The sequence below is a fragment of the Pseudoalteromonas sp. MM1 genome, from assembly GCF_030296835.1.
GTDB lineage: Bacteria > Pseudomonadota > Gammaproteobacteria > Enterobacterales > Alteromonadaceae > Pseudoalteromonas.
The window spans coordinates 713,788-733,706 of record NZ_AP027922.1 but is presented as its reverse complement, the minus strand read 5'-3'; the positions used below and the strand labels follow the sequence as shown (position 1 = coordinate 733,706).

At 40.6% G+C, this 19,919-nt stretch carries 21 protein-coding genes; 7 read left to right on the top strand and 14 right to left on the bottom strand.

Translation table 11 applies throughout. The features are described 5' to 3' along the window. Positions 1-4 precede the first annotated feature (4 nt). Together oadA and QUE46_RS03270 are read right to left on the bottom strand one after the other, a co-directional pair. Entirely contained in the window at positions 5-1,783 is a 1,779-nt protein-coding gene (gene oadA, locus QUE46_RS03275) for a sodium-extruding oxaloacetate decarboxylase subunit alpha (RefSeq protein WP_286246198.1), read from the bottom strand. Between the two features lie 9 nt (positions 1,784-1,792). Beyond that, complete coding sequence (locus QUE46_RS03270; RefSeq protein WP_024031602.1) at positions 1,793-2,038, bottom strand: OadG family protein; 246 nt, start codon at positions 2,036-2,038, stop codon at positions 1,793-1,795. A 527-nt stretch (positions 2,039-2,565) separates the two neighbouring features. On the opposite strand from QUE46_RS03270, the gene QUE46_RS03265 reads away from it, so the two are divergent. The 3 genes from QUE46_RS03265 (at position 2,566) to QUE46_RS03255 (ending at position 3,607) form a co-directional block, all read left to right on the top strand. Then, a complete protein-coding gene (locus QUE46_RS03265; protein ID WP_002961939.1) occupies positions 2,566-2,739 on the top strand; it encodes a DUF1328 domain-containing protein in 174 nt (57 codons plus the stop codon). Positions 2,740-2,791: 52 nt separating this feature from the next. Further along, the gene (locus tag QUE46_RS03260) at positions 2,792-2,983 is read left to right on the top strand and encodes a hypothetical protein (RefSeq protein WP_286246197.1); all 192 of its coding nucleotides are present in this window, start codon (positions 2,792-2,794) and stop codon (positions 2,981-2,983) included. 156 nt (positions 2,984-3,139) lie between these two features. Then, on the top strand, positions 3,140-3,607 hold the full coding sequence (locus tag QUE46_RS03255; RefSeq protein WP_286246196.1) for a YcxB family protein: 468 nt from the start codon (positions 3,140-3,142) through the stop codon (positions 3,605-3,607). A 50-nt stretch (positions 3,608-3,657) separates the two neighbouring features. On the opposite strand, the gene csrA is transcribed toward QUE46_RS03255, so the two are convergent. The 6 genes from csrA to ribA all read right to left on the bottom strand — a co-directional run bounded on the left by csrA (position 3,658) and on the right by ribA (position 9,727). Continuing rightward, positions 3,658-3,849 (bottom strand): carbon storage regulator CsrA, encoded by a 192-nt coding sequence (csrA, locus tag QUE46_RS03250; protein ID WP_004587515.1) that lies wholly within the window; start codon positions 3,847-3,849, stop codon positions 3,658-3,660. An 89-nt stretch (positions 3,850-3,938) separates the two neighbouring features. After that, positions 3,939-5,156, bottom strand: coding sequence for an aspartate kinase (locus QUE46_RS03245; RefSeq protein WP_286246195.1), 1,218 nt, complete (start codon positions 5,154-5,156; stop codon positions 3,939-3,941). A 6-nt stretch (positions 5,157-5,162) separates the two neighbouring features. Then, complete coding sequence (gene alaS / locus QUE46_RS03240) at positions 5,163-7,763, bottom strand: alanine--tRNA ligase (RefSeq protein WP_286246194.1); 2,601 nt, start codon at positions 7,761-7,763, stop codon at positions 5,163-5,165. Between the two features lie 19 nt (positions 7,764-7,782). After that, positions 7,783-8,235, bottom strand: a complete 453-nt coding sequence (locus tag QUE46_RS03235; RefSeq protein WP_055016553.1) for a regulatory protein RecX — start codon at positions 8,233-8,235, stop codon at positions 7,783-7,785. Further along, positions 8,235-9,023, bottom strand: a complete 789-nt coding sequence (locus tag QUE46_RS03230; protein ID WP_286246193.1) for a BPSS1780 family membrane protein — start codon at positions 9,021-9,023, stop codon at positions 8,235-8,237. The genes QUE46_RS03235 and QUE46_RS03230 overlap by 1 nt, the downstream gene beginning before the upstream one ends. 80 nt (positions 9,024-9,103) lie before the next feature. Further along, complete coding sequence (gene ribA, locus QUE46_RS03225; RefSeq protein ID WP_286246192.1) at positions 9,104-9,727, bottom strand: GTP cyclohydrolase II; 624 nt, start codon at positions 9,725-9,727, stop codon at positions 9,104-9,106. Between the two features lie 329 nt (positions 9,728-10,056). Here ribA and QUE46_RS03220 point away from each other — a divergent pair, with 329 nt between their 5' ends. Then, positions 10,057-11,169, top strand: a complete 1,113-nt coding sequence (locus tag QUE46_RS03220; protein WP_286246191.1) for an energy transducer TonB — start codon at positions 10,057-10,059, stop codon at positions 11,167-11,169. Positions 11,170-11,214: 45 nt separating this feature from the next. Here the strand turns inward: QUE46_RS03220 and QUE46_RS03215 are convergent, their stop codons facing one another. Further along, positions 11,215-11,664, bottom strand: a complete 450-nt coding sequence (locus QUE46_RS03215; protein WP_055016557.1) for a low molecular weight protein-tyrosine-phosphatase — start codon at positions 11,662-11,664, stop codon at positions 11,215-11,217. 24 nt (positions 11,665-11,688) lie between these two features. Further along, positions 11,689-12,195: a DUF3087 domain-containing protein gene (locus QUE46_RS03210; RefSeq protein ID WP_286246190.1), complete on the bottom strand. Its 507-nt coding sequence runs from the start codon at positions 12,193-12,195 to the stop codon at positions 11,689-11,691. Between the two features lie 145 nt (positions 12,196-12,340). Here QUE46_RS03210 and QUE46_RS03205 point away from each other — a divergent pair, with 145 nt between their 5' ends. From QUE46_RS03205 to QUE46_RS03195, 3 genes are all read left to right on the top strand, one after another. Beyond that, entirely contained in the window at positions 12,341-12,976 is a 636-nt protein-coding gene (locus QUE46_RS03205) for an energy transducer TonB (protein WP_286246189.1), read from the top strand. Between the two features lie 65 nt (positions 12,977-13,041). Next, on the top strand, positions 13,042-13,545 hold the full coding sequence (locus tag QUE46_RS03200) for a sigma-70 family RNA polymerase sigma factor (protein ID WP_286246188.1): 504 nt from the start codon (positions 13,042-13,044) through the stop codon (positions 13,543-13,545). Then, on the top strand, positions 13,532-14,155 hold the full coding sequence (locus QUE46_RS03195; protein WP_286246187.1) for a hypothetical protein: 624 nt from the start codon (positions 13,532-13,534) through the stop codon (positions 14,153-14,155). The genes QUE46_RS03200 and QUE46_RS03195 overlap by 14 nt, the downstream gene beginning before the upstream one ends. 151 nt (positions 14,156-14,306) lie before the next feature. Here the strand turns inward: QUE46_RS03195 and drt4 are convergent, their stop codons facing one another. The 4 genes from drt4 to QUE46_RS03175 form a co-directional block, all read right to left on the bottom strand. After that, complete coding sequence (gene drt4, locus QUE46_RS03190; protein ID WP_286246186.1) at positions 14,307-15,962, bottom strand: antiviral reverse transcriptase Drt4; 1,656 nt, start codon at positions 15,960-15,962, stop codon at positions 14,307-14,309. A 225-nt stretch (positions 15,963-16,187) separates the two neighbouring features. Further along, positions 16,188-17,930 (bottom strand): potassium/proton antiporter, encoded by a 1,743-nt coding sequence (locus tag QUE46_RS03185; RefSeq protein ID WP_024031590.1) that lies wholly within the window; start codon positions 17,928-17,930, stop codon positions 16,188-16,190. Between the two features lie 210 nt (positions 17,931-18,140). After that, entirely contained in the window at positions 18,141-18,851 is a 711-nt protein-coding gene (locus QUE46_RS03180) for a hypothetical protein (protein WP_104643284.1), read from the bottom strand. A 201-nt stretch (positions 18,852-19,052) separates the two neighbouring features. Next, positions 19,053-19,910 carry a hypothetical protein gene (locus tag QUE46_RS03175; RefSeq protein ID WP_286246185.1) on the bottom strand — a complete coding sequence of 286 codons (858 nt, stop codon included), beginning with the start codon at positions 19,908-19,910 and terminating at the stop codon, positions 19,053-19,055. Between the last annotated feature and the right edge of the window lie 9 nt (positions 19,911-19,919).

Genomic DNA, 19,919 nt, shown 5'->3' with positions numbered 1-19,919 from the left:
ACTCCTACGCCATCGCTATAATTGCGTCGCCCGTTGTCACAGCATCACCTTCAGATACTAAAACTTCGGCAACAGTGCCTGAGTGCATTGCACGAACTTCGGTCTCCATTTTCATCGCTTCCATAATCACAACCACATCGCCTTCATTTACGGCTTGGCCTGCTTTTACTTTGACTTTAAAAATATTACCTGCCAGTGGTGCATTTAGTGTTTCACCTGAGGCAACCGATGCTGATTGCGGTAAATGCTCAGAATCTTTAAGCACAACCTCTTTAAGCTCACCACCTTGCGCAACCACAACATCGTAAACTTTTCCGTCAACTTTAACGCTGTATTGCTCAGCGCTAACCCCTTTGTTACTTGCAGGTTTGGCAGCTGGCTTGGCGTTTGAGTCATCAGCGCTTGGCACGGCTTCAAAGGCATCGGGGTTGTTACGGTTTTTAATAAATTTAAGGCCAACTTGTGGGAATAGCGCATAAGTAAGCACGTCATCTATTTGTTCATCAGCAAGTGTTAAACCTTGTTCTTGCGCTTCTTTTTGTAGCTCAGCTTCAAGCGACGCAAGCTCTGGGGCTATGTTATCTGCAGGGCGACATGTAATTACATCCTGACCATCAAGCACTCGCTCTTGCAGCTCTTTGTTCATAGGTGCGGGTGTTAAACCATACTCGCCTTTTAAAACACCGGCGGTTTCTTTGGTAATTGTTTTATAACGCTCACCCGTTAGCACATTTAATACCGCTTGAGTACCTACAATTTGCGATGTTGGAGTAACTAGCGGGATAAAACCTAAATCTTCACGCACGCGCGGAATTTCAAGTAATACTTCATTTAGCTTATCTGCTGCGCCTTGCTCTTTAAGTTGGTTTTCCATGTTGGTTAACATGCCACCTGGCACCTGCGCGAGTAAAATACGGCCATCAACACCTTTAAGGCTCCCCTCAAAGGCAGCGTACTTTTTACGTACATCTCTAAAATAAGCGGCTATTTCTTCTAGCTGATTTAAATCAAGTTCGGTATCGCGAGCCGTGCCTTCAACAATCGCTACAATGGTTTCTGTAGCTGAATGACCGTAAGTCATACTCATTGAAGAGATAGCGGTATCAAGCATATCAATACCTGCATCTATGGCTTTTTGATATGTCGCTGTACTTAAGCCAGTGGTTGCATGACACTGCATAGCAATAGGGATAGAGACGGTTTCTTTTAGGCCTTTAATAAGTTGCTCTGCATCGTATGGTTTTAATAAGCCTGCCATATCTTTAATACAAATTGAGTGACAACCTAAATCTTCAAGCTGTTTAGCAAGAGTTAACCACATCTCAAGGGTGTGCACTGGGCTTACCGTATAAGAAATAGTGCCTTGCGCGTGGGCACCTACTTTTACAGCCGCTTTAATTGCAGTTTCTAAATTACGTACATCATTCATGGCATCAAAAATACGAAATACATCTACACCATTTTTATGGGCACGCTCTACAAACTTTTCTACCACGTCATCGGCATAGTGACGGTAACCCAATAAATTTTGCCCGCGTAATAGCATTTGCTGTTTAGTATTGGGCATTGCTTTTTTAAGGGCACGAATACGCTCCCAAGGGTCTTCACCTAAATAACGAATACACGAGTCAAACGTAGCGCCGCCCCACGACTCAATAGACCAATAACCGGCATCATCAAGTTTGCTAGCAATAGGTAGCATGTCATCTAAGCGCATACGGGTTGCAAGTAGTGACTGATGAGCATCGCGTAAAACAAGTTCTGTTAATTTTAATTTAGCCATGTGTGCCTCTTATTTATTATTTGATTTGTACTGAGCAATGGCAGCACTAATAGCAGCGATGTGCTCGTTAGGCACACCTTGAGATTTTAAAGATGGTGATTTAACCGGTATTGCAACTTCAGCCTCGTCAAAACGAGCAACCAAGTTAGACATGAGTGACACAGCACCAATCAATATTGAAAGAAATACAAACACGCCCACCATGCCCGTAAGCATCAAGCTACCTGCGGTTGTGAGTACAGCTCCTATATCCATTTTTCTCCCCCTGCACTATATAGCGGTATAAAAAACCGCTTTATTTAAATAATTATTCACCGAATAATAACAAAACTTTTAACTTTGTCTACTATCTGTCAATTGGTAAAACCAATTAAAATTAAACTAACATACAGTCACAATAGTTAACATAGCTAATACAGGGTTAAATTGGCTTAGATATAGATGATAAAAATAACCGTTATAGGCAAAGGTTATATGGTTAAACTCAAAAAAACTTAAAAACCATAAAAAATAGTAAGTTAAACGGCAGGTAAAAAATCAGTTTGGGTCAAAATGTAAATTGGTCTTACCAAGGCTAATAAAGAAATGCACAAAAAATATTTATTTTTTACTCTCTTTACAATAGTGTGAATAAGTTACATCGTTAAACGTAAAACTTACCAATTCTAAATTTACAACTTCCGCTCAAAAAACCATAACGTATTGAAAATTAATAAAATTAAACTCTGGCACGCAACTAGCATTATTACTCTCGAACGAATTTAATAACCAAGGAGAAAACAATGTTACGCTGGACAATTACATTTTTAGTTATTGCTTTAATCGCTGCAGTGTTAGGTTTTGGTGGTATCGCAGGTGCCGCAGCTGGTATAGCAAAAATTATATTCTTTATCTTTTTAGTACTTTTAGTGATTTCTTTAGTTTCAGGTGCGCTGCGCGGTAAATCGCCTAGGTAGCTACTAACATACTTAAAACACTAAACAATCAACATATACAAGGAATTACATTATGAACTCAACAACTTTAAAAGCAGCACTAATCGCCGTATTTGCAGGTTTCTTTATGATGGGTTGTGAAGACAACCATGGAGAAGAAGCAGGTGAGCGTATTGATGAAGCAGTAACTGACGTGCAAAACTCTGTTGAAGATGCATGTGAAAATGTAAAAGAAGGGGTTAACGCAGAAGAAACTAACTGTTAATCTGTTTGGTAACGTAAAAACGGCTTTTAATAAGCCGTTTTTTTGTGTGCTTATAAAAAAGTGGCCTCTAACGCTTATAATGCATAGCCTACATTAACGGGTGTGATTTTTACGCTAGCTTGTTAAAATAGCGAAAACCATTACTTATTAGCAATTATGGCACTCACCACCACTTACACACTTGATAAACCCTACTACTACGAATGCTTTGACGAGTCCCACTCTTACAGTAAAGCAGCAAAGCCAAAATACTTTTTGCTGGCATTACTGGTGTGCTTAGGTTTAATTAGTATTTACGCTATGGACGATCATTACCTAGGTACATTTTTAATAATGCTGGGTGTATTAGAATGCGTTGCCTTTTATTACCGCAGGCCTTGGTGGGTTACGCGCCAAATGCTTAGCCGTGCTTCGGGATCAACGGTTACTCTTTCGTTTACCGATGACGCTATTAGCACCGAGAACCACTATAAAAGCCATACATTTAAGTGGGCAGAAATAACCCATATTATAAAAACCAACCGTGGCTACTTAGTGCACCATAATAAAGGTATGCAATATATTTCTAGCAGTGTATTAACCGAAGAGATGCGCGACTTTATAAACAAAAAAGCCACTCAGTGAGTGGCTTTTGGTATAGCTAAGTGCATTACTCAGCTAAGTATACGTGTTGATTAAGCATTGCCCGGATTAGGGTTAGACTTTTCAGCTTGTATACGCATGTAAATCTCTTCACGATGCACTGAAACGTCTTTAGGTGCGTTAACACCAATTCGAACTTGATTTCCTTTAACACCTAATACAGTAACAGTTACTTCGTCACCAATCATTAGGGTTTCACCTACTCTACGAGTTAGTATTAGCATTCTCTTGCTCCCATGTTCCAATAAATTATAAGATTCCGCTTGACCATTTTAATGAAAAATTGATTGAAAAGTAAGTAAAAACTCCCAAACTATCCATTTTCTGTTAAAAATTCTGAGTGTAACGCTCTTACTGCTAGTTCTAAATACTTCTCGTCTATTAAAACCGATACCTTGATTTCAGACGTCGATACTAAAACTATGTGTATGCCTTCTTGCGCCAATGCATCAAAAAATTGATGCGCTACACCGCTGTGAGACTTCATTCCTATACCAACAGCCGACACTTTTGCAACTGTTGTATCACTAGAAATGCTATCAGCCTGCAGATTTACCTGTTGTTGAGTGAGTAAATCGTGTGCTTGCAAATAGTCATTTGAATGCACAGTAAAAGCATAGTCTATTTTTTCAAAGTTATGATTAACTTGACTAATCATATCTATTTCGATGCCATTTTCTGCAAAAAGTTTCAAAATTTTTGTAAGAGAATGAACACAGTATGGTACGCCATGTACCTTTATCAAGCATTCGTCACGATTAAACGCAATCCCCGACACAACCTTAGTTGGCATATCGCTCTCCTCAAAACTTATTAGCGTTCCTTCATCGGGCTTAAAACTCGAAAGCACCCTTAGCGGCATTTTATGCCTGCCTGCCGACTCAACAGCACGAATATGCAATACTTTTGCGCCTAAGCTTGCCAGCTCTAGCATTTCGCAAAACGTTACATGGTGCATTCGTTGTGCGTTTGGTTCCACACGAGGATCTGTAGTGTATACGCCATCAACGTCGGTATAGATCTGACATTCGTCGGCTTTTATCGCCGCGGCAATTTCTACCGCAGAGGTATCGGTGCCACCGCGTCCAAGGGTTGTAATATTGCCCTCTACATCGCGCCCCTGAAAACCGGCAATAATCGCAATCCGATTATGCTCAAGCTCATGCTTTAAACGCGTCGCAGCAACCTCTTCAATACGGGCTTTACCAAACATGTTATCGGTTTGAATATTAACCTGATCGGCTAGTAGGCTTACAGCTGAATGGCCACGCTTTATAATAGCCATAGCAAGGAGCGAAACAGAAACCTGTTCTCCTGTGCTAATAAGTACGTCTAATTCTCGGCTACTCGGGCGAGTATCTATTTGTTTCGCGAGGTTAATTAAGCGGTTGGTTTCTCCCGACATGGCCGAAAGAACCACAACCACTTGATGCCCTTGCTGCTTAGTTTTAACAACAAGGTCGGCGACCGCTTCTATTCGCTCAATAGAGCCAACCGAAGTGCCGCCAAACTTTTGGACAATAAGTGCCACGTAAGCTTAAACTTTCTCTGTTACCCAAGCTGTTACGCTATCAAGCGCGGCGTTTAAGTTTTCAGGCTGTGAACCACCCGCTTGCGCCATATCAGGACGACCGCCCCCTTTACCGCCTACTTGAGAAGCCATGTGGTTCACAAGCTCACCGGCTTTAACTTTACCGGTTAAATCTTTCGTTACACCGGCAATTAAGCTCACTTTCTCTCCACTGGCAACGCCAAGTGCAATAACACCTGAGCCAATCTTGTTTTTAAGGTCATCAACCATGCCACGAAGCGCTTTAGATTCAGTTCCTTCAACGTTTGCCACTAATAGCTTAACGCCATTAATTTCAACAATCGAATCAAGTAAAGACGCACCCGCTGCACTGGCTAGTTTATCGTTAAGCTGTGCAATTTGCTTTTCCAGGCCTTTAGACTTTTCAAGAAGCGCTGTTACTTTTTCAAGTACCGATGCGCTATCACCTTTTACCAACGCCGCTACATCGTTAAGTTGTTTTTCTTGCTCGCTCACATAGGCTACTGCATCTGCCCCGGTTACCGCTTCAATACGGCGAACGCCTGCAGCAATACCGCTTTCAGATACAATTTTGAATAAACCAATATCGCCTGCGCGCTCTACGTGCGTACCACCACATAGCTCAATTGAGTAATCGCCAATGGTTACTACGCGTACTTCATCGTCGTACTTTTCGCCAAACAGCGCCATAGCCCCTTTTGCCTTAGCATCATCAATCGCCATAAGCTCAGTGTTCAGGGCAAAGTTACGACGAATTTCATCGTTAACTACACGCTCAATTTCACGTAGCTCATCTTTAGTGACGGCTTCAAAGTGCGAGAAGTCAAAACGTAAGCGTTCAGGTTCAACCAGCGAGCCTTTTTGGCTTACGTGTTCACCTAATAATTGGCGCAGTGCTTCGTGTAAAATATGCGTAGCTGTGTGATTTTTTTTAATGCGTTCACGGCGTGCATCATCAATAGTTGCATCTACTTTGTCGTTAACTGCAATGCGCCCTTGTACAGTACCGTGGTGTGCAAAAGCATTACCCAACTTAGTAGTGTTAGTTACACTAAACTCGCCACCTGCAACAGTAATGGTACCAGTATCGCCTGTTTGACCGCCCGATTCAGCGTAAAATGGCGTATGGTTAAGTACAACAATGCCTTGTTGGCCGTCTTCTAAAATAGAAACCGACTCACCATTTGTAAACACTTCTACTACTGTAGCGCTGTGATGTGTGCTGTCGTAGCCTTTAAACTCAGTGTGTTTTTCTGATTTTAATTGCTCGTTGTAATCTGCACCAAACTTACCAGCTTGTTGCGCTGTTTTACGCTGTACAGCCATGCACTCTTCAAAGCCTGCATGGTCTATTGTCATTTGGCGCTCACGGGCTACATCGGCTGTTAAGTCAGCCGGGAAACCATAGGTGTCGTATAGCTTAAATACTAAGTCACCAGGAATAACATCGCCTTTAAGCTCGCTTAGGCTTTCTTCTAAAATAGCTAAGCCACGCTCAAGTGTTTTACCAAATTGCTCTTCTTCGATGCGTAGTACTTTTTCGATAATCTCTTGCTGCTTTGCAAGCTCTGGATAGGCTTGGCCCATTTGCTCAATAAGCGCAGCTACTAATTTGTAGAAAAACGCGCCTTGTGCACCAAGCTTGTTACCATGGCGAACAGCACGGCGAATAATACGACGAAGTACATAACCACGGCCTTCGTTTGATGGCATAACACCATCAGAAATTAAAAACGCACACGAACGAATATGATCAGCCACTACGCGAAGTGACTTATCGTTCATGTCTTGTGCGTTAGTTACGCTTGCCGCAGCTGCAATTAAGCCTTGAAACAAGTCGATTTCGTAGTTTGAATGCACACCTTGTAAAATGGCAGCAATACGCTCAAGGCCCATACCTGTATCAACAGATTGTTTAGGCAGTGGCTCCATAGTACCGTCGCTTTGACGGTTGTACTGCATAAATACTAGGTTCCAAATTTCGATAAAGCGGTCGCCATCTTCTTCAGGCGAGCCCGGAGGACCACCCCAAATGTGCTCACCGTGATCGTAAAATATTTCAGAACATGGGCCACACGGGCCAGTATCACCCATTGACCAAAAGTTATCTGAGGTAGCAATACGAATAATACGATCTTCGCTTAGGCCAATATCGTTGTGCCAAAAGCCAAATGCATCTTCATCGTCGTGGTAAATAGTAACAAGTAGTTTTTCTTGTGGTAATTTAACAACCTCAGTTAAAAACTCCCACGCAAACTTAATAGCGTCTTGTTTAAAGTAATCGCCAAAACTAAAGTTACCTAGCATTTCAAAAAATGTATGATGACGCGCTGTGTAACCTACGTTTTCTAAATCGTTATGTTTACCACCAGCACGCACACAACGCTGTGCACTTGTAGCACGCGTGTAAGGGCGAGTCTCTGCGCCTAAAAACACATCCTTAAAAGGAACCATACCCGCATTGTTAAATAACAAGGTGGCATCGTTACCCGGAATAAGTGAAGCCGATTGGACAATTTGGTGCTGTTTGCTGGCAAAAAAGTCTAAAAACTGTTGCCTAAGTTGTGCCGTAGTCATGTGCTGCATGTGAAAATCTCACCTGTATTTACTGTGCTTGCATTGCAAAATCAATTTCATCGTAGCTAAATCCTCGGTACATTAAGTAGCGCACGCGCTTGGCTTTATCTTTGTACTCGAGGTTTGCCGGTGTAGTGGAATACTTTTTGTTGTACGCTTCCTGCGCAAGCTCAAACCAGTCTATTTCAAGCTCTTCAACCACTCTTTCAAGTAGTGAACGGTCAATCCCTTTGCCTATGGCTTCGCTTTGAATGCGCTTTAAGCCATGGCCTTTAAAAATGTGTTTTCTGACAAACCCTTCGCAATAGCGTTGCTCGTTAATAAAATTGTGCTCTTCGCACCAATTAAGCAGGGTTTCTATAAACTCATCGCTGGCTTCTTTTTGTTGAAGCTTAAAGGTTAACTCGCGGCGCGAATACTCTTGGCGCCCAAGTAACCACAGTACATAGTTTTTGAGTTTTTGTTTTAACTTATCATCCATTAAGCGTCAAAGCGCCCGCTTTGTTCACTGCTAAGTGGTTTAACATTACTATCGCCACTTGGCGGTACAACTGGCATAAAAATAGCCTGATAAGATACAAAGAAACTAATGTAGCAAATTGGCATTAAAATCAACAGCGGTAAGAACGATAAGAACATAGAAAGCGCCATAAATAACGCACAAATAATACCAAAAACACTCAATGCGAACAGGTTATGATAAAAAACCAGTAACGAATTTTTAAGCGCCGTTAAAATGCGTTTTTCTTTACTAAAATAAATCAGCGGTACCGCGTAAGCAAACGCCATTAAATACACCGCCATTGCCACTAAAAATAGCACTACACTTGCGCTCGAAATACTATTTAAGGTTTGCTCAAGCGCAATGTTAGGATCAAGCCCCTCTTGGCTCATAATAGCCACGGCATCAGCAAATAAGCTATTGGCTAACAAGGCCATTAAAATACCCGCTCCCATTTGGTAAAGCGCTAAACGTAGCAGCCCTAAACGGTTACCTTTTGCGCTAAAAGGTTTAAGTATGTCGGCCAGCATAATTTTACCGCCTTGCTGCTTGCTAAGTACCGCTTGATAAAAACCAGCGGTTAAAAAAGGCGTAGCAAGAGCTGCAACAACTTGCAGTAAAGGTAAAAATAACGACAGTAAGCCCACTATGCCTATTAATAAATGCATAACTACAAAGGTAAATGGCTGGGTTTTAAAAATATGCCAACCGGCTTTAAACCACTTTAGCCCGGCATCGGCTTTAAAAATTCGTAACTCGTTAGACATACTGGCTCTTAGATTAAACAAAACACGCCAAGTATAACTTGGCGTGAGGGGGGATTAACAGACACTACATGATTAAATAGTTAAGGTTTTTTAATTTTTTTAATATCTAACATATGCGCGCCATGTTTTATTTTGGTCTCTAGGTACGCTTTGTTACCTGTAAGGCCTGCTTTAATGTGCGCATGGGTGCCAATAACCGTGTCTACTTCAATGCCCGCATCTTTTAATGCATTAAGCTTTTTAGGGTTATTGGTCATTAATTTAACGTGGTTTAAATTAAGTGCGTTAAGCATTAATACCGCATCCGAAAAATCACGTAAGTCATCAGCAAAGCCTAAGTGATTGTTAGCCTCGTAGGTGTTCATACCTTGTGATTGCAGCACGTAAGCGTCAATTTTATTATATAAACCAATGCCACGGCCTTCTTGGCGTAAATACAATAACACGCCGCCTTGTTCGTGCATCATTTCAATACATTCGTTTAGCTGCTCGCCGCAATCGCAACGCGATGAATGAAACACATCACCGGTTAAACACTCAGAGTGCATGCGAATAAGCGGCACATTTTGATTTACATCAGCATTATTAAATACAAACGCAACGTGTTCTTGGCCGTCTTTTAAGCCACTAAAAGACACTATCTCTGCGGGAATATCACTATTTTTGCCAACATTTAGCTGGGCTCTTGCTCTTACTTGCGCCACGACAAATCCAAATAATTAAATAACTACGACACCATGAGGTGATAATATCACAAACGTTTAAATTTAGATCGTAGTACAACATAGTTTATGGCAAATATATGGCGACGGCAGCCACTGTTTTCAATATTTACTCGTAATAAAAATACCGCTTTGAACAGCCACTGCACTTACCTAAAAAGGTGACAACCACACTCTGCTTTGCTATTTTAAATTTACTTCACAATTGTGTTTTGAGCTTATTAATGTAAAAGCAAAGCGCATAAACAATAATGACTACTATTCTCACTTGTGGTATTTTGTTTCTAGATTGAACACTAATAGGGATTATTATGAAAGCACAACACCTCGCCTTAGTAATAGGATTAACCTTTACGGCTTTTGCAAGCCAGACCAAAGCAAGCCAAGTAAACGATGATAAAGCTGCCTTTTCTGATGCATACCAAAGTTATTTAACGGCTGTAAAAAAAGAAGAAAATATAGAGCAAGCTGCCAAACTAGCCTACACTACGGGGCTTTTGTTTTATGGTGACAAAAGTGATAACACCGCAAGCCTTGCTATTAATTATGCCAAAGCAATTACAGCGCCACGCACAATAAGCAGCAAAAAAAATGTAACCGAAATGCGTTACGAGCTGTACTCGCAAGCCTATTCAATACTGGCAAGTAACCACGGTGAAAATGCAATAGAAACAATCGATGCGCTAATTGGCAAAGCAGAAAACACTGACTCAGCCTATCAAGCAGATAACGATTACGACCGTGTTATTAAAATAGCTAAAGCGCAAAACAACCCTAAATTTGTTGCCGACATGCAGTTTGAAGCAGCCTCATTGCTAGCCAAAAAATTTGCTCATAAAAAATACCATAAAGCTAAAACACTGCTTAACCAAGCCGATGACTACTACCGTAATAACCTAGACAACAACACCGTAGAGCGCATTAAAGCCGACTTTTTAATGGCGTCGTTTGCTCAAGGTAAGAAAAAATACAATGAAGCCATTGAACGACTAAACCATGTTGTATCGGTATTTGATAACAACTTAAGCTTTGATCACAGCGCTGAGCTTACTGCGCACTCAAAGCTTGTTAACCTTTACGAAAAAACGGGTCAAAGTGAGCAAGCCACCAAGCATTGTTTAGCAATTGCTAAAATGGTGCCGTGGAAAGAAACACAAGAGCAAACACCCATATACCGTGAAAACCCTGAGTACCCACAAAACAAAGCGCGCCAAATGCGAGACGGCATAGTGGTTGTTGAATTTGACGTAGATACCGCAGGCTTTGTTAAAAACCCAGAGGTAGTTAGCTCACAAGGGGGTAAAGAGTTTGAAAGGTCGGCACTTAGCGCACTTAAAAAATGGCGTTATGCACCAAAATTTGAAAACGGCCAACCTGTAGTTGCAAGTACACAAGTACAGCTCGACTTTAAAATAGCCAGATAACACGCAAGGTATTAAATCGCGTCTTTTTTGTTCAGGTAGTTTTATTCAAAGCTTTGCGAGTATTTTATCGCTGGCGGCTTCTATTAAATCGAGCACATTTTCAAAGCCGTCATCGCCGCCGTAGTATGGGTCGGGTATGGCGCTTTGGCTTTGCTCGCCGTATTCTAAAAACAATGCCAGCTTGTAATGTAAATGCGCTGGGCACTTTGCTTTTAAGTCAGCTAAATTTTGTGTGTCGGCTGCTAAAATTAAATCAAACTCAGTAAAATCGCTGCTGCGCACTGGGCGCGAAAAAATTCCTTTAAAGCTATAACCGCGTTTTTCCCCCGCAGCCATTGAACGGCTATCTGGTGTTTTACCTTCGTGATAACCAATAGTCCCTGCCGAGTCTACTTTTACCTCTACACCTAATTTTTTAGCGCGCGCTTTTAACACCGCCTCTGCTGTTGGCGAGCGGCAAATATTACCTAAACACACTATAAGTACTTTTTTCATAAAGGCTCCTTTAGCACCCTAGGCTTAAAACTGTTTTAATATAGACTCATTATAGTCATCGGCATTTAAAGTCAGGTTATACTTGGCTGCCACACTATCAAGCTCTGCTTGTTTTATAGCTAACTCGTCCATGGTGATGGTGTTATCGTCAAGCTGCCATAAAAGCCGCGAGCCCGCATAACTATAATGAATCGCTAACAGTGCATCGGCATTGCCCTCGCGCCCTGCCGCTTTTAGCTTTGGCATTTTGCGGGTTATTTTATTAAGCGCTTGTTTTAGCTCCCACACGTACACTACTTCGGTCATAAAACTATGGGTACGGTATTTATTTAACAGCCAGCCAATGGCTAAACTGGTTATAACAACACCGGTTAAATTCCAATGAAAATGGCTCCCGCTTTCATCAGGAAATAGCGCAATTAATGTTTGCGATATCGCCAAGCTGCCAACAGCCAAACCCGCCGCACAACCTGCAATTACCCGATTTAAATGCTTGCGGTAACGTGCTTTATCTATTTGTATGAGTTGCATAACAGCCTAAAAATTTATAAGTAAAAGAATACAAAACGCTATTGTAACTAAACCCCGCAATTTTTATAAAACTATTTAACCCCTTTTTGATTTGCCCCCCGTTATAGCTTTTAAATAACCCAAATAAGTTTACTCGGAGCGGCTTATGCACACACTTGAAGTACCCAATAACTCAGCATTTATTAAAACATCAACCGCCGTAATTGGCGGCGCAGTAATGACCTTTGCGGCTTTTGCGTTTATGCAATATTTAATATCTGGCGAGCAGCGCGCACCTATTAAACCCGGCGGCGATATTATTGTAGAGATTTTTCAAGTCCCAGAGGATTCACAAGTAAATCAAAAACCAAAAATACAGCCGCCACCGCCGGTACCAAAAACACCGCCTAAGGCACCACCAATAGATACCGCAAACGACCCTGTAATTGCTATAAACGAAGTAATGCCGGTCACTATTGACGATTTTGGTGATGATATCAATAGCACCATTAACCGCCCTACGGGAGATGCAACGCCCATAGTACGCATAAACCCTAAATACCCAACGTCTGCTGCTCGCGATGGCATTGAAGGTTGGGTACAACTTAGCTTTAGCATTTCGCCCACCGGCGAAGTAATAAACCCAGTAGTGATTAACGCAGAGCCAAAACGCACCTTTGACCGCGAAGCAATAAGAGCCATTAAACGCTGGAAATATCGCCCCAAAGTAATTGAAGGTGTGGCACAATTACAAACAGGTCAAACCGTACAGCTCGATTTTAAATTAGATAACTCTATTTAACGGACTAAACGCCTATGCTACTTAGTATTAAATCATGGTTATTTGAAACGCCAAGCAAGGATTGCATGGCAAGTTACGCAAAAAGTGGCGACAATCGTCACTTAGAGCAGCTTATTGCCTTATACAGTAACGATTTATATCACTACCTAGTAACGCAATCTAATACACATTTAGCATACGACGTAAGCCAACAAACGTGGCTAAAGGTAATCGAAAAACGCCACCTTTACCAAGCGCAAACCACGCCAAAAGCCTGGTTATTTAAACTTGCGCGCAACACATTAGTAGACGAATACCGCAAACAGCAGCGCTTTGTAGAACTTGACGAAAACACTCATCTACCCGCGCAGCAAAATGAGCAAAGCAATATAAGTTACCAAGCATTCGATAATGCACTTAAACAACTAAGCTTTGTACAGCGCGAAGCCATTACCTTACAACAAGAAGGCTTTAGCCTTGCCGACATAGCGCTTATAACCCAAAGCAACCATGAGAACGTAAAAACACGCTTGCGCTACGCCAAACAAAACCTTAAACGTTTATTAGGAGCAAACAATGAACAAGCCTGATGAGCAGTTTGACCAAAAGCTCACACAACACTATAAAGAGCGAAAAGCACGCACTGCGCTCACTGCTTCGCAGCAAAAAGCGTTACTTAATAAAGCCACACGCACAAAGCCTAAAAAGTTCGGCTTTACACTACAACTTGCCAGCCTCGCCTGTGCACTGAGCGTGTTCGCATTTATTGTGTTTGATAGCAGCAATGGTATTAACCACGCGCCAAAAACCGTGCTTAACAGCTCATTTAAGACTATAGACATTCACGACTTCCCAATTATTAAAACCCACGAAATAACCCCATCGGGCAGTTATACAAGTGCCATTACCGAGCAAAAACATGCACTCGACACGCAACATGCTAATAACCTGCGCTTACACCAACAACGCCACATAGAATACGGCACGCTCGTAAAGGTCGATAACGACTGGTACATAGCCAGCTGTAATGACGAAGTACTGGTACAAATTAAGCAGTCGCTCTTAAGTGATTTAAAGGGAAGGCACGCGGTAGAAAGTAATATAAATACCGGTGATATGCTCGCTATGGCACATAACGGTAAAGGGCAGATAATAGCGCTAAAACATGCGGGAGTTGGGGTTAGGAGTTGTGGGGCTTAGGTGGTTTAGCTCAGTTAATGTTGGTGGTAATTTAGATAAATATTACCACCGAGAACACAGAGGCGCTTCGCACTGCACAGAGGAAAAATCACTACATAGCTAACTTTATTCACCTTCATTAACAAAAGCTTTAAATAATACTCTATAAAAACTAGAAGACAGCCGAATCTTCATCTGGATTTTTGTTTACAGCAGGTATAGTCACTTCTGAAAATACGGTTTTTAACGCATTTGATGTCATTTCACTTTGAATTTTATCACAGTTTATTTCAGCTTTAGTTTTCGTATTTCGGGGTATAAAATTAACCTTATGTTTTTTTAAACAACGAAATACCTTGTCAGTATAAGGTTCATCAATTAACAGGTCTTTTAGATATAATTGATAAAGTAATAGCCAATAACTATCTTTTTCATAGTTATCATCACCAGCAATTATAGTATTCGCAAATTCAACTATCATTGCGTTGAAGTCATGCATCTCTAGTAGCAAAGTAATTGCGACGCAATCACCACTCGCAATGACCTTTTCAGCAGTTTCCTTTTTTGGTATGACGTTATTAGTTAACATTGTATGGAGAGGCCAAGACATGCCATCAGACCTGAACTTATCAGCATTTTCTTGTATTATTACATTTAATTGTTGCTCGAAAATCCCTGCATTTATCTCTACTTTGCCTAATAATTTGTCAAATAATGGAAGTAAAACTGGATAATGCCAAGCAAGGTTCAAAAGAGCTTCCAATAAACTTACATTAGCATCTTCATCTAAGTAATTAATGATTAATGATATTGCATACTTTAATACACTTCCATCTGGCGTACTTTTATTAATTCCAATAGCTTTATTTAAAAACGTAAGTGCTTCGTCAGCAGAAATTTTTGGCTCGTTTTCTCCTGCGCTACCTAAACGGCTTGGTAATGCACTTTTTAAATCTAGCACCCACTCATCTTCAAAAGCTGCTGGTAATTCTATTATTGATGTTTTCTTTAAGTTTAGTGTTAACTTATAAATAGCGAGAGAGTTGGCTAAATCTTGAATGAAGTTTTGAGCGTCCTCGCTAGTCACGCAATAGCAAGTATAATCGTCAATGTATCTATGGAACACATAACCTTTACTTTTTAAGGCTCCATCAATTTTTCCTAAGATTAACTCGCTCACAATACTAGAAGCTGCCGAACCTATTGGTATTCCCTGAGTTTCATTACGCTTAGTTTTACATTGGTACATATCTAAAGCATTAAACCAAGTGCGTTTATCATCTTGCTGAGTTTTAGCCTCCTGGATACCAACACCAGCCCATGCAATTGAGTGAGAATAAATACTATTAAAGCAGTTAGCTATATCTGCATGCACTCTATATCGCTTTGCAAAAGAAGAGCTATGCGATCGACTAATTTTTACGAATGGCTCTTCATAATTCATTACAACCAATCGCTTTTCACTTTGGTGAAACTCAGGCTTAATTATACTATTTTCGTTCTCAGTAACACATTTCAGATGTTCCCAGTTGTCATGTATACACTTTACTAGTAATGAATATCCTTTAGGATGGACAAGCCCCAGTACTCTAGGCACATTATTATATCTTGTCGCTTTATATTCAACTAAGTCGTAGCCAGATTTACGCCTACCTCTTATCTCTTCAAGTTTAGCAATCTCTTCAGCTACTTCTGGCGTAAATTGCCTTGTATCAAGACTCGGTGGTAACTCACCTATATTAGCTCGTTGATTTGGAAAATAGTTGTATCTAGTGAGAGCCTCATATAAAGCCCTTTTATCATCTGTATCACCAAAAATCTGGCTCATAAACATTCCTTTGTATATTTCATATAGTTAGTTTACCTGAAACCGCCTAAGACAGAAATTTCTTAGCTTCATAGTCGTCAATTGCTGCTTAGAAAAATCGCATGATTATCATTGTGCCAGCACGCCCAATGATATAGTTTTTAGAGGCTACCGCTAGTTTTCGTTGGGTTTCGTGTCACTCAACCCAATCTACTTCGCTAATATCTTATAAATCATTGGTAATGGCTACTGCTTTAAAAGTCGTTGTTCTGGATTGTGTAAGTATTTTAAGCCGATGGTCACTATACGTGTATGTACCATTGTTATAACGCGTAGTTGAACATTACCAATAACCACAATTGAGCCTTTACTGATTTCTCCTGAAAGCTTTTGGTTGATCACCTCTTCCAAGCTTATGCCCTCAGGGGCGTCTATTTTCATGTGATATGAGTAAAATATATCGCCTACTAGCGTAACCCCTTTCACTTTAAGTTCGTTGCGCGCTAAGTGACTGTCTTGGTGGTTTGTTTTATCGGTTGCTGTAAAAACTAAATCAACAAAAGGTCTGTTAGCGGGTTTTAAAACAACAAATAAATGATCGTTTGGTTTTAATTTAGTTGAGCCGCGTGGCGGTATGATTGATGGCCCTCGTGTGATCATGGCTACAACTACACTTTCTGGTAGCGCAGCATGTGACAAACTGCGCCCAGAAACCCGAGAAACCTCACTTAACGTGTACTCTACAATTTCTATATCAATATCATTTAAGGCGGTAATTTCGAGCGTTGCAGCTGCTAAATCGGGTGGCGGCTCTATTAAACTTAACTTTTTAGCCATCCAAGGCATAGTTGAGCCTTGCAACGTGGCCGAGATTAACACCACGAAAAAAACCACATTAAAAATAAGCTCCGCCCCTGAAAGGCCAAACAACAGTGGGAATATAGCTAAAATAATCGGCACAGAGCCTCTTAGCCCCACCCAAGATACAAATAAAGTTTCGCGATTATTAAAGCCAAATAATTTTAAAATTGGCGCTACCGCTAGTGGGCGAGCAACAAAAATAAGTGCCAGTGCAATCAGTAACCCTTCTAGCCATACATCAACCAAAGACGAGGGGTTAATTAAAAGCCCTAACACAACAAACATGGTTATTTGCCCAAGCCACGCTAAACCATCGTGAAACAGAAAAATGCCGCGTTTATATACAAATTTACTGTTACCTAAAATAACGCCTGTTATAAATACAGCTAAAAAGCCACTGCCGCCAAGCGTTGCAGAAAGGCCAAAAGAAAGCAGCCCAAATGCGGTTACCATTACTAAATACAAACCTGATGCATTTAATTTTATTCGATTAATAAACCACACCGACACCTTACCAATTAAAAACCCACAAACGGCGCCTACACCCATTTGCTGGGCAAATAACTGCAGTAAACCCAGCCCTATTGGCATGTTGTTCACTAGCATTTCGAGCAAACCAACCGTTAAAAAAATAGCCATTGGGTCGTTCGAGGCGCTTTCTATTTCAAGGGTTGATTTAAGTTTTTTATTTAAGTGAATACCGGCGCTTCGTAAAAGTGCAAATACGGCAGCGGCATCTGTAGAGCCCACAATAGCGCCCAGTAAAACGCCTTGTAATACGGGTAAGTCTAAAATATAAGTGGCGACAAGGCCGGTAATTACAGCCGTTAAAAGCACCCCGACCGTTGCTAAAGCCGAAGCAGGTTTCCACACTTGTTTAATTGAACTGGTTGGCGTTTGTAGCCCACCATCAAATAGAATAATAGCCAGTGCTAGGGTGCCCAGAGCATGCGCAGCCTCTGCGTTATCGAATGATATGCCGGCAATACCGTCTTCACCTGCAAGCATGCCCACCAGTAAAAATAGCACCAGCACGGGTAAGCCAACGCGCGCAGATAGCTTACTCGAGATAACCCCTAGTAAAATTAAAATGGCACTAACAAGAATGATATTATCTATTACAAACATAGTGTGGGTTTACAGCCTTGTATAAGTTAAAAAGTAAGAATTTATAGCTATTAAAAAGCTTAAAGCTCATGCCATACAATAACCTAAAAAATATAAATACGGGTACTTAACTGCATATTTAAAACAAAAAAGCCTGCAATTAAGCAGGCTTTCGTATATTTAGTAGAGTCCCCTCATAAAATATTTAAAACTGTCTTTTCAGCCTTAACTCTATGAGAATCCGTTTTCAATATCCCGAAAAGTCCATTGTCCATTTGGATCAGCTATATCGATTAACTCACACGCTTTTTTATTCCAAGCCGCTAAACACGTAATGTAGTTAGTTAATTGATGATAGGCTCTATCCGGCGCATCAGGACGTATTCTTGACATAGTGAAACCTGAATAAGTAGCGCCACTGCCTACCCAACTAACAATAGAGGATACGGCTCCACCTCCAGGAACAACAAAACCAACTGTAGTTGTGACCAGTCCTAATATAGTAGCTGTTTTTTCTACTGCGTTACCTGTTTTCATAATATCACTGCTTATTACAGGGTGTAATAAAGCTAACAAATTAACTGCTTGTGGTTGATTAGAAGCAACGGCAACATCATTGGATGTTTTGGAAGTATTAGTTGGTGCGGCTCTCCCTCCACGCATTGCAGGTAGTAGGCTATTAAAAGATTTTTGGCTATTATTACTTGTGGAAAAAGTTACTGACTGTGTACTCAAGCCTCCGGCTTTAACTCTTTTTTCATCTCGTGGCGTTACAGTTGATTTGTAAGTGCGCTGTAACCTCCTATAAACAGCTGCACTGCATTGAGTCATTTGTATAGCTAATGCTGCTTGCTCTTTGAAATCTCGACCGATTGCTCGCTCTGATAACTGAGTTAGCTGATTTTTCTTTTTAAGAGCTTGCTGACCAATCATAATATCCATAAAAATGTCCTTATTTATTATTTAATTGGTGAAATCATATCATTTAAAGTTACGTAGAGAAATCCAGACAGTTACTATTACAATGATTTAAGGTACATAACAAGCTGCTTCAGAGTATTCGATTTATGCTTCTTTAACAGAGGAGTATCTTAAGTATGAACCATGACTATATGTAAAACATAAGCCCTTTACTAAATTTACTTAGTGAATTATTTGAGGCTTAATATTACTAAAATCACTGTGGATTGTAATCTCTACATTATCAGGTTTTATAGCAACATCGCTTAAACCCGTATTAGTGAAATACTCTTCGAAGCCCTGCTGATATTCAGGAAGAACCTGCTTATATGCAGTAATAAGTACACTCAGCTTTTTAGCTATAGTTGGATACTTAGCTGCAAGGTCTCGTAGCTTTTCAGGCTCAGAAAAAGCAAATTCGGCGAAAATATTAAAGTCGTTCTCAATATTAGTTTTACCGTAGGTAGATAAAAATCCATTTTCATAATCAGGCCCTATACTTCTATCTTGCGTTAAAGCCTCATAATTCGAGGAAGCAGGACTCCAACTTTCAGGCAACAGACCTTGCCATGCAAGATTAACAAAAGGGGAGCGTAAATAAATTAAAGAACTAAGCTCGTGATGAACTCCCCGTAACGAATTTTCATAATTGAAGTTAGTACCGTTCTTATCTGAGATATTTGATAATATTATAAAATTTCTTGAATATGTTCCCCCCGCTTCAGCCCCCTCTATAAGCATAGGTCCTGAAATATAAATAGCATTAATAAATTTGGAAACAAAGCCTTCAGGATAAACCTCCAACGCGGTTTCAATACCATCAAGTGACTCTGAAGAATCCTCCAAAGAAGTGCTTTCCATTTCAAGTGTAGGCGGATTGCCTCCAACACCTAAAAATTGTTCAGGGAAAAATAAACGAGTATCGCCAGCTCGGATATCTAGTTGGTATGTTTTACCTAAGCGCTTAGCTTGTTCTGATGCACTTTCTAAGTAAGTACATCCACTGAGAAAAAATAAAAAAACAATTGAAAATATTCTCACTAAATAAAC

What these genes read in the sequence shown, in the direction of transcription:
- oadA (WP_286246198.1), bottom strand. Translation starts at nt 1,783, where the DNA reads ATGGCTAAATTAAAATTAACAGAACTTGTTTTACGCGATGCTCATCAG.
- QUE46_RS03270 (WP_024031602.1), bottom strand. Translation starts at nt 2,038, where the DNA reads ATGGATATAGGAGCTGTACTCACAACCGCAGGTAGCTTGATGCTTACG.
- QUE46_RS03265 (WP_002961939.1), top strand. Translation starts at nt 2,566, where the DNA reads ATGTTACGCTGGACAATTACATTTTTAGTTATTGCTTTAATCGCTGCA.
- QUE46_RS03260 (WP_286246197.1), top strand. Translation starts at nt 2,792, where the DNA reads ATGAACTCAACAACTTTAAAAGCAGCACTAATCGCCGTATTTGCAGGT.
- QUE46_RS03255 (WP_286246196.1), top strand. Translation starts at nt 3,140, where the DNA reads ATGGCACTCACCACCACTTACACACTTGATAAACCCTACTACTACGAA.
- csrA (WP_004587515.1), bottom strand. Translation starts at nt 3,849, where the DNA reads ATGCTAATACTAACTCGTAGAGTAGGTGAAACCCTAATGATTGGTGAC.
- alaS (WP_286246194.1), bottom strand. Translation starts at nt 7,763, where the DNA reads ATGCAGCACATGACTACGGCACAACTTAGGCAACAGTTTTTAGACTTT.
- QUE46_RS03235 (WP_055016553.1), bottom strand. Translation starts at nt 8,235, where the DNA reads ATGGATGATAAGTTAAAACAAAAACTCAAAAACTATGTACTGTGGTTA.
- QUE46_RS03230 (WP_286246193.1), bottom strand. Translation starts at nt 9,023, where the DNA reads ATGTCTAACGAGTTACGAATTTTTAAAGCCGATGCCGGGCTAAAGTGG.
- QUE46_RS03220 (WP_286246191.1), top strand. Translation starts at nt 10,057, where the DNA reads ATGAAAGCACAACACCTCGCCTTAGTAATAGGATTAACCTTTACGGCT.
- QUE46_RS03215 (WP_055016557.1), bottom strand. Translation starts at nt 11,664, where the DNA reads ATGAAAAAAGTACTTATAGTGTGTTTAGGTAATATTTGCCGCTCGCCA.
- QUE46_RS03210 (WP_286246190.1), bottom strand. Translation starts at nt 12,195, where the DNA reads ATGCAACTCATACAAATAGATAAAGCACGTTACCGCAAGCATTTAAAT.
- QUE46_RS03205 (WP_286246189.1), top strand. Translation starts at nt 12,341, where the DNA reads ATGCACACACTTGAAGTACCCAATAACTCAGCATTTATTAAAACATCA.
- QUE46_RS03200 (WP_286246188.1), top strand. Translation starts at nt 13,042, where the DNA reads ATGGCAAGTTACGCAAAAAGTGGCGACAATCGTCACTTAGAGCAGCTT.
- QUE46_RS03195 (WP_286246187.1), top strand. Translation starts at nt 13,532, where the DNA reads ATGAACAAGCCTGATGAGCAGTTTGACCAAAAGCTCACACAACACTAT.
- drt4 (WP_286246186.1), bottom strand. Translation starts at nt 15,962, where the DNA reads ATGAGCCAGATTTTTGGTGATACAGATGATAAAAGGGCTTTATATGAG.
- QUE46_RS03185 (WP_024031590.1), bottom strand. Translation starts at nt 17,930, where the DNA reads ATGTTTGTAATAGATAATATCATTCTTGTTAGTGCCATTTTAATTTTA.
- QUE46_RS03180 (WP_104643284.1), bottom strand. Translation starts at nt 18,851, where the DNA reads ATGGATATTATGATTGGTCAGCAAGCTCTTAAAAAGAAAAATCAGCTA.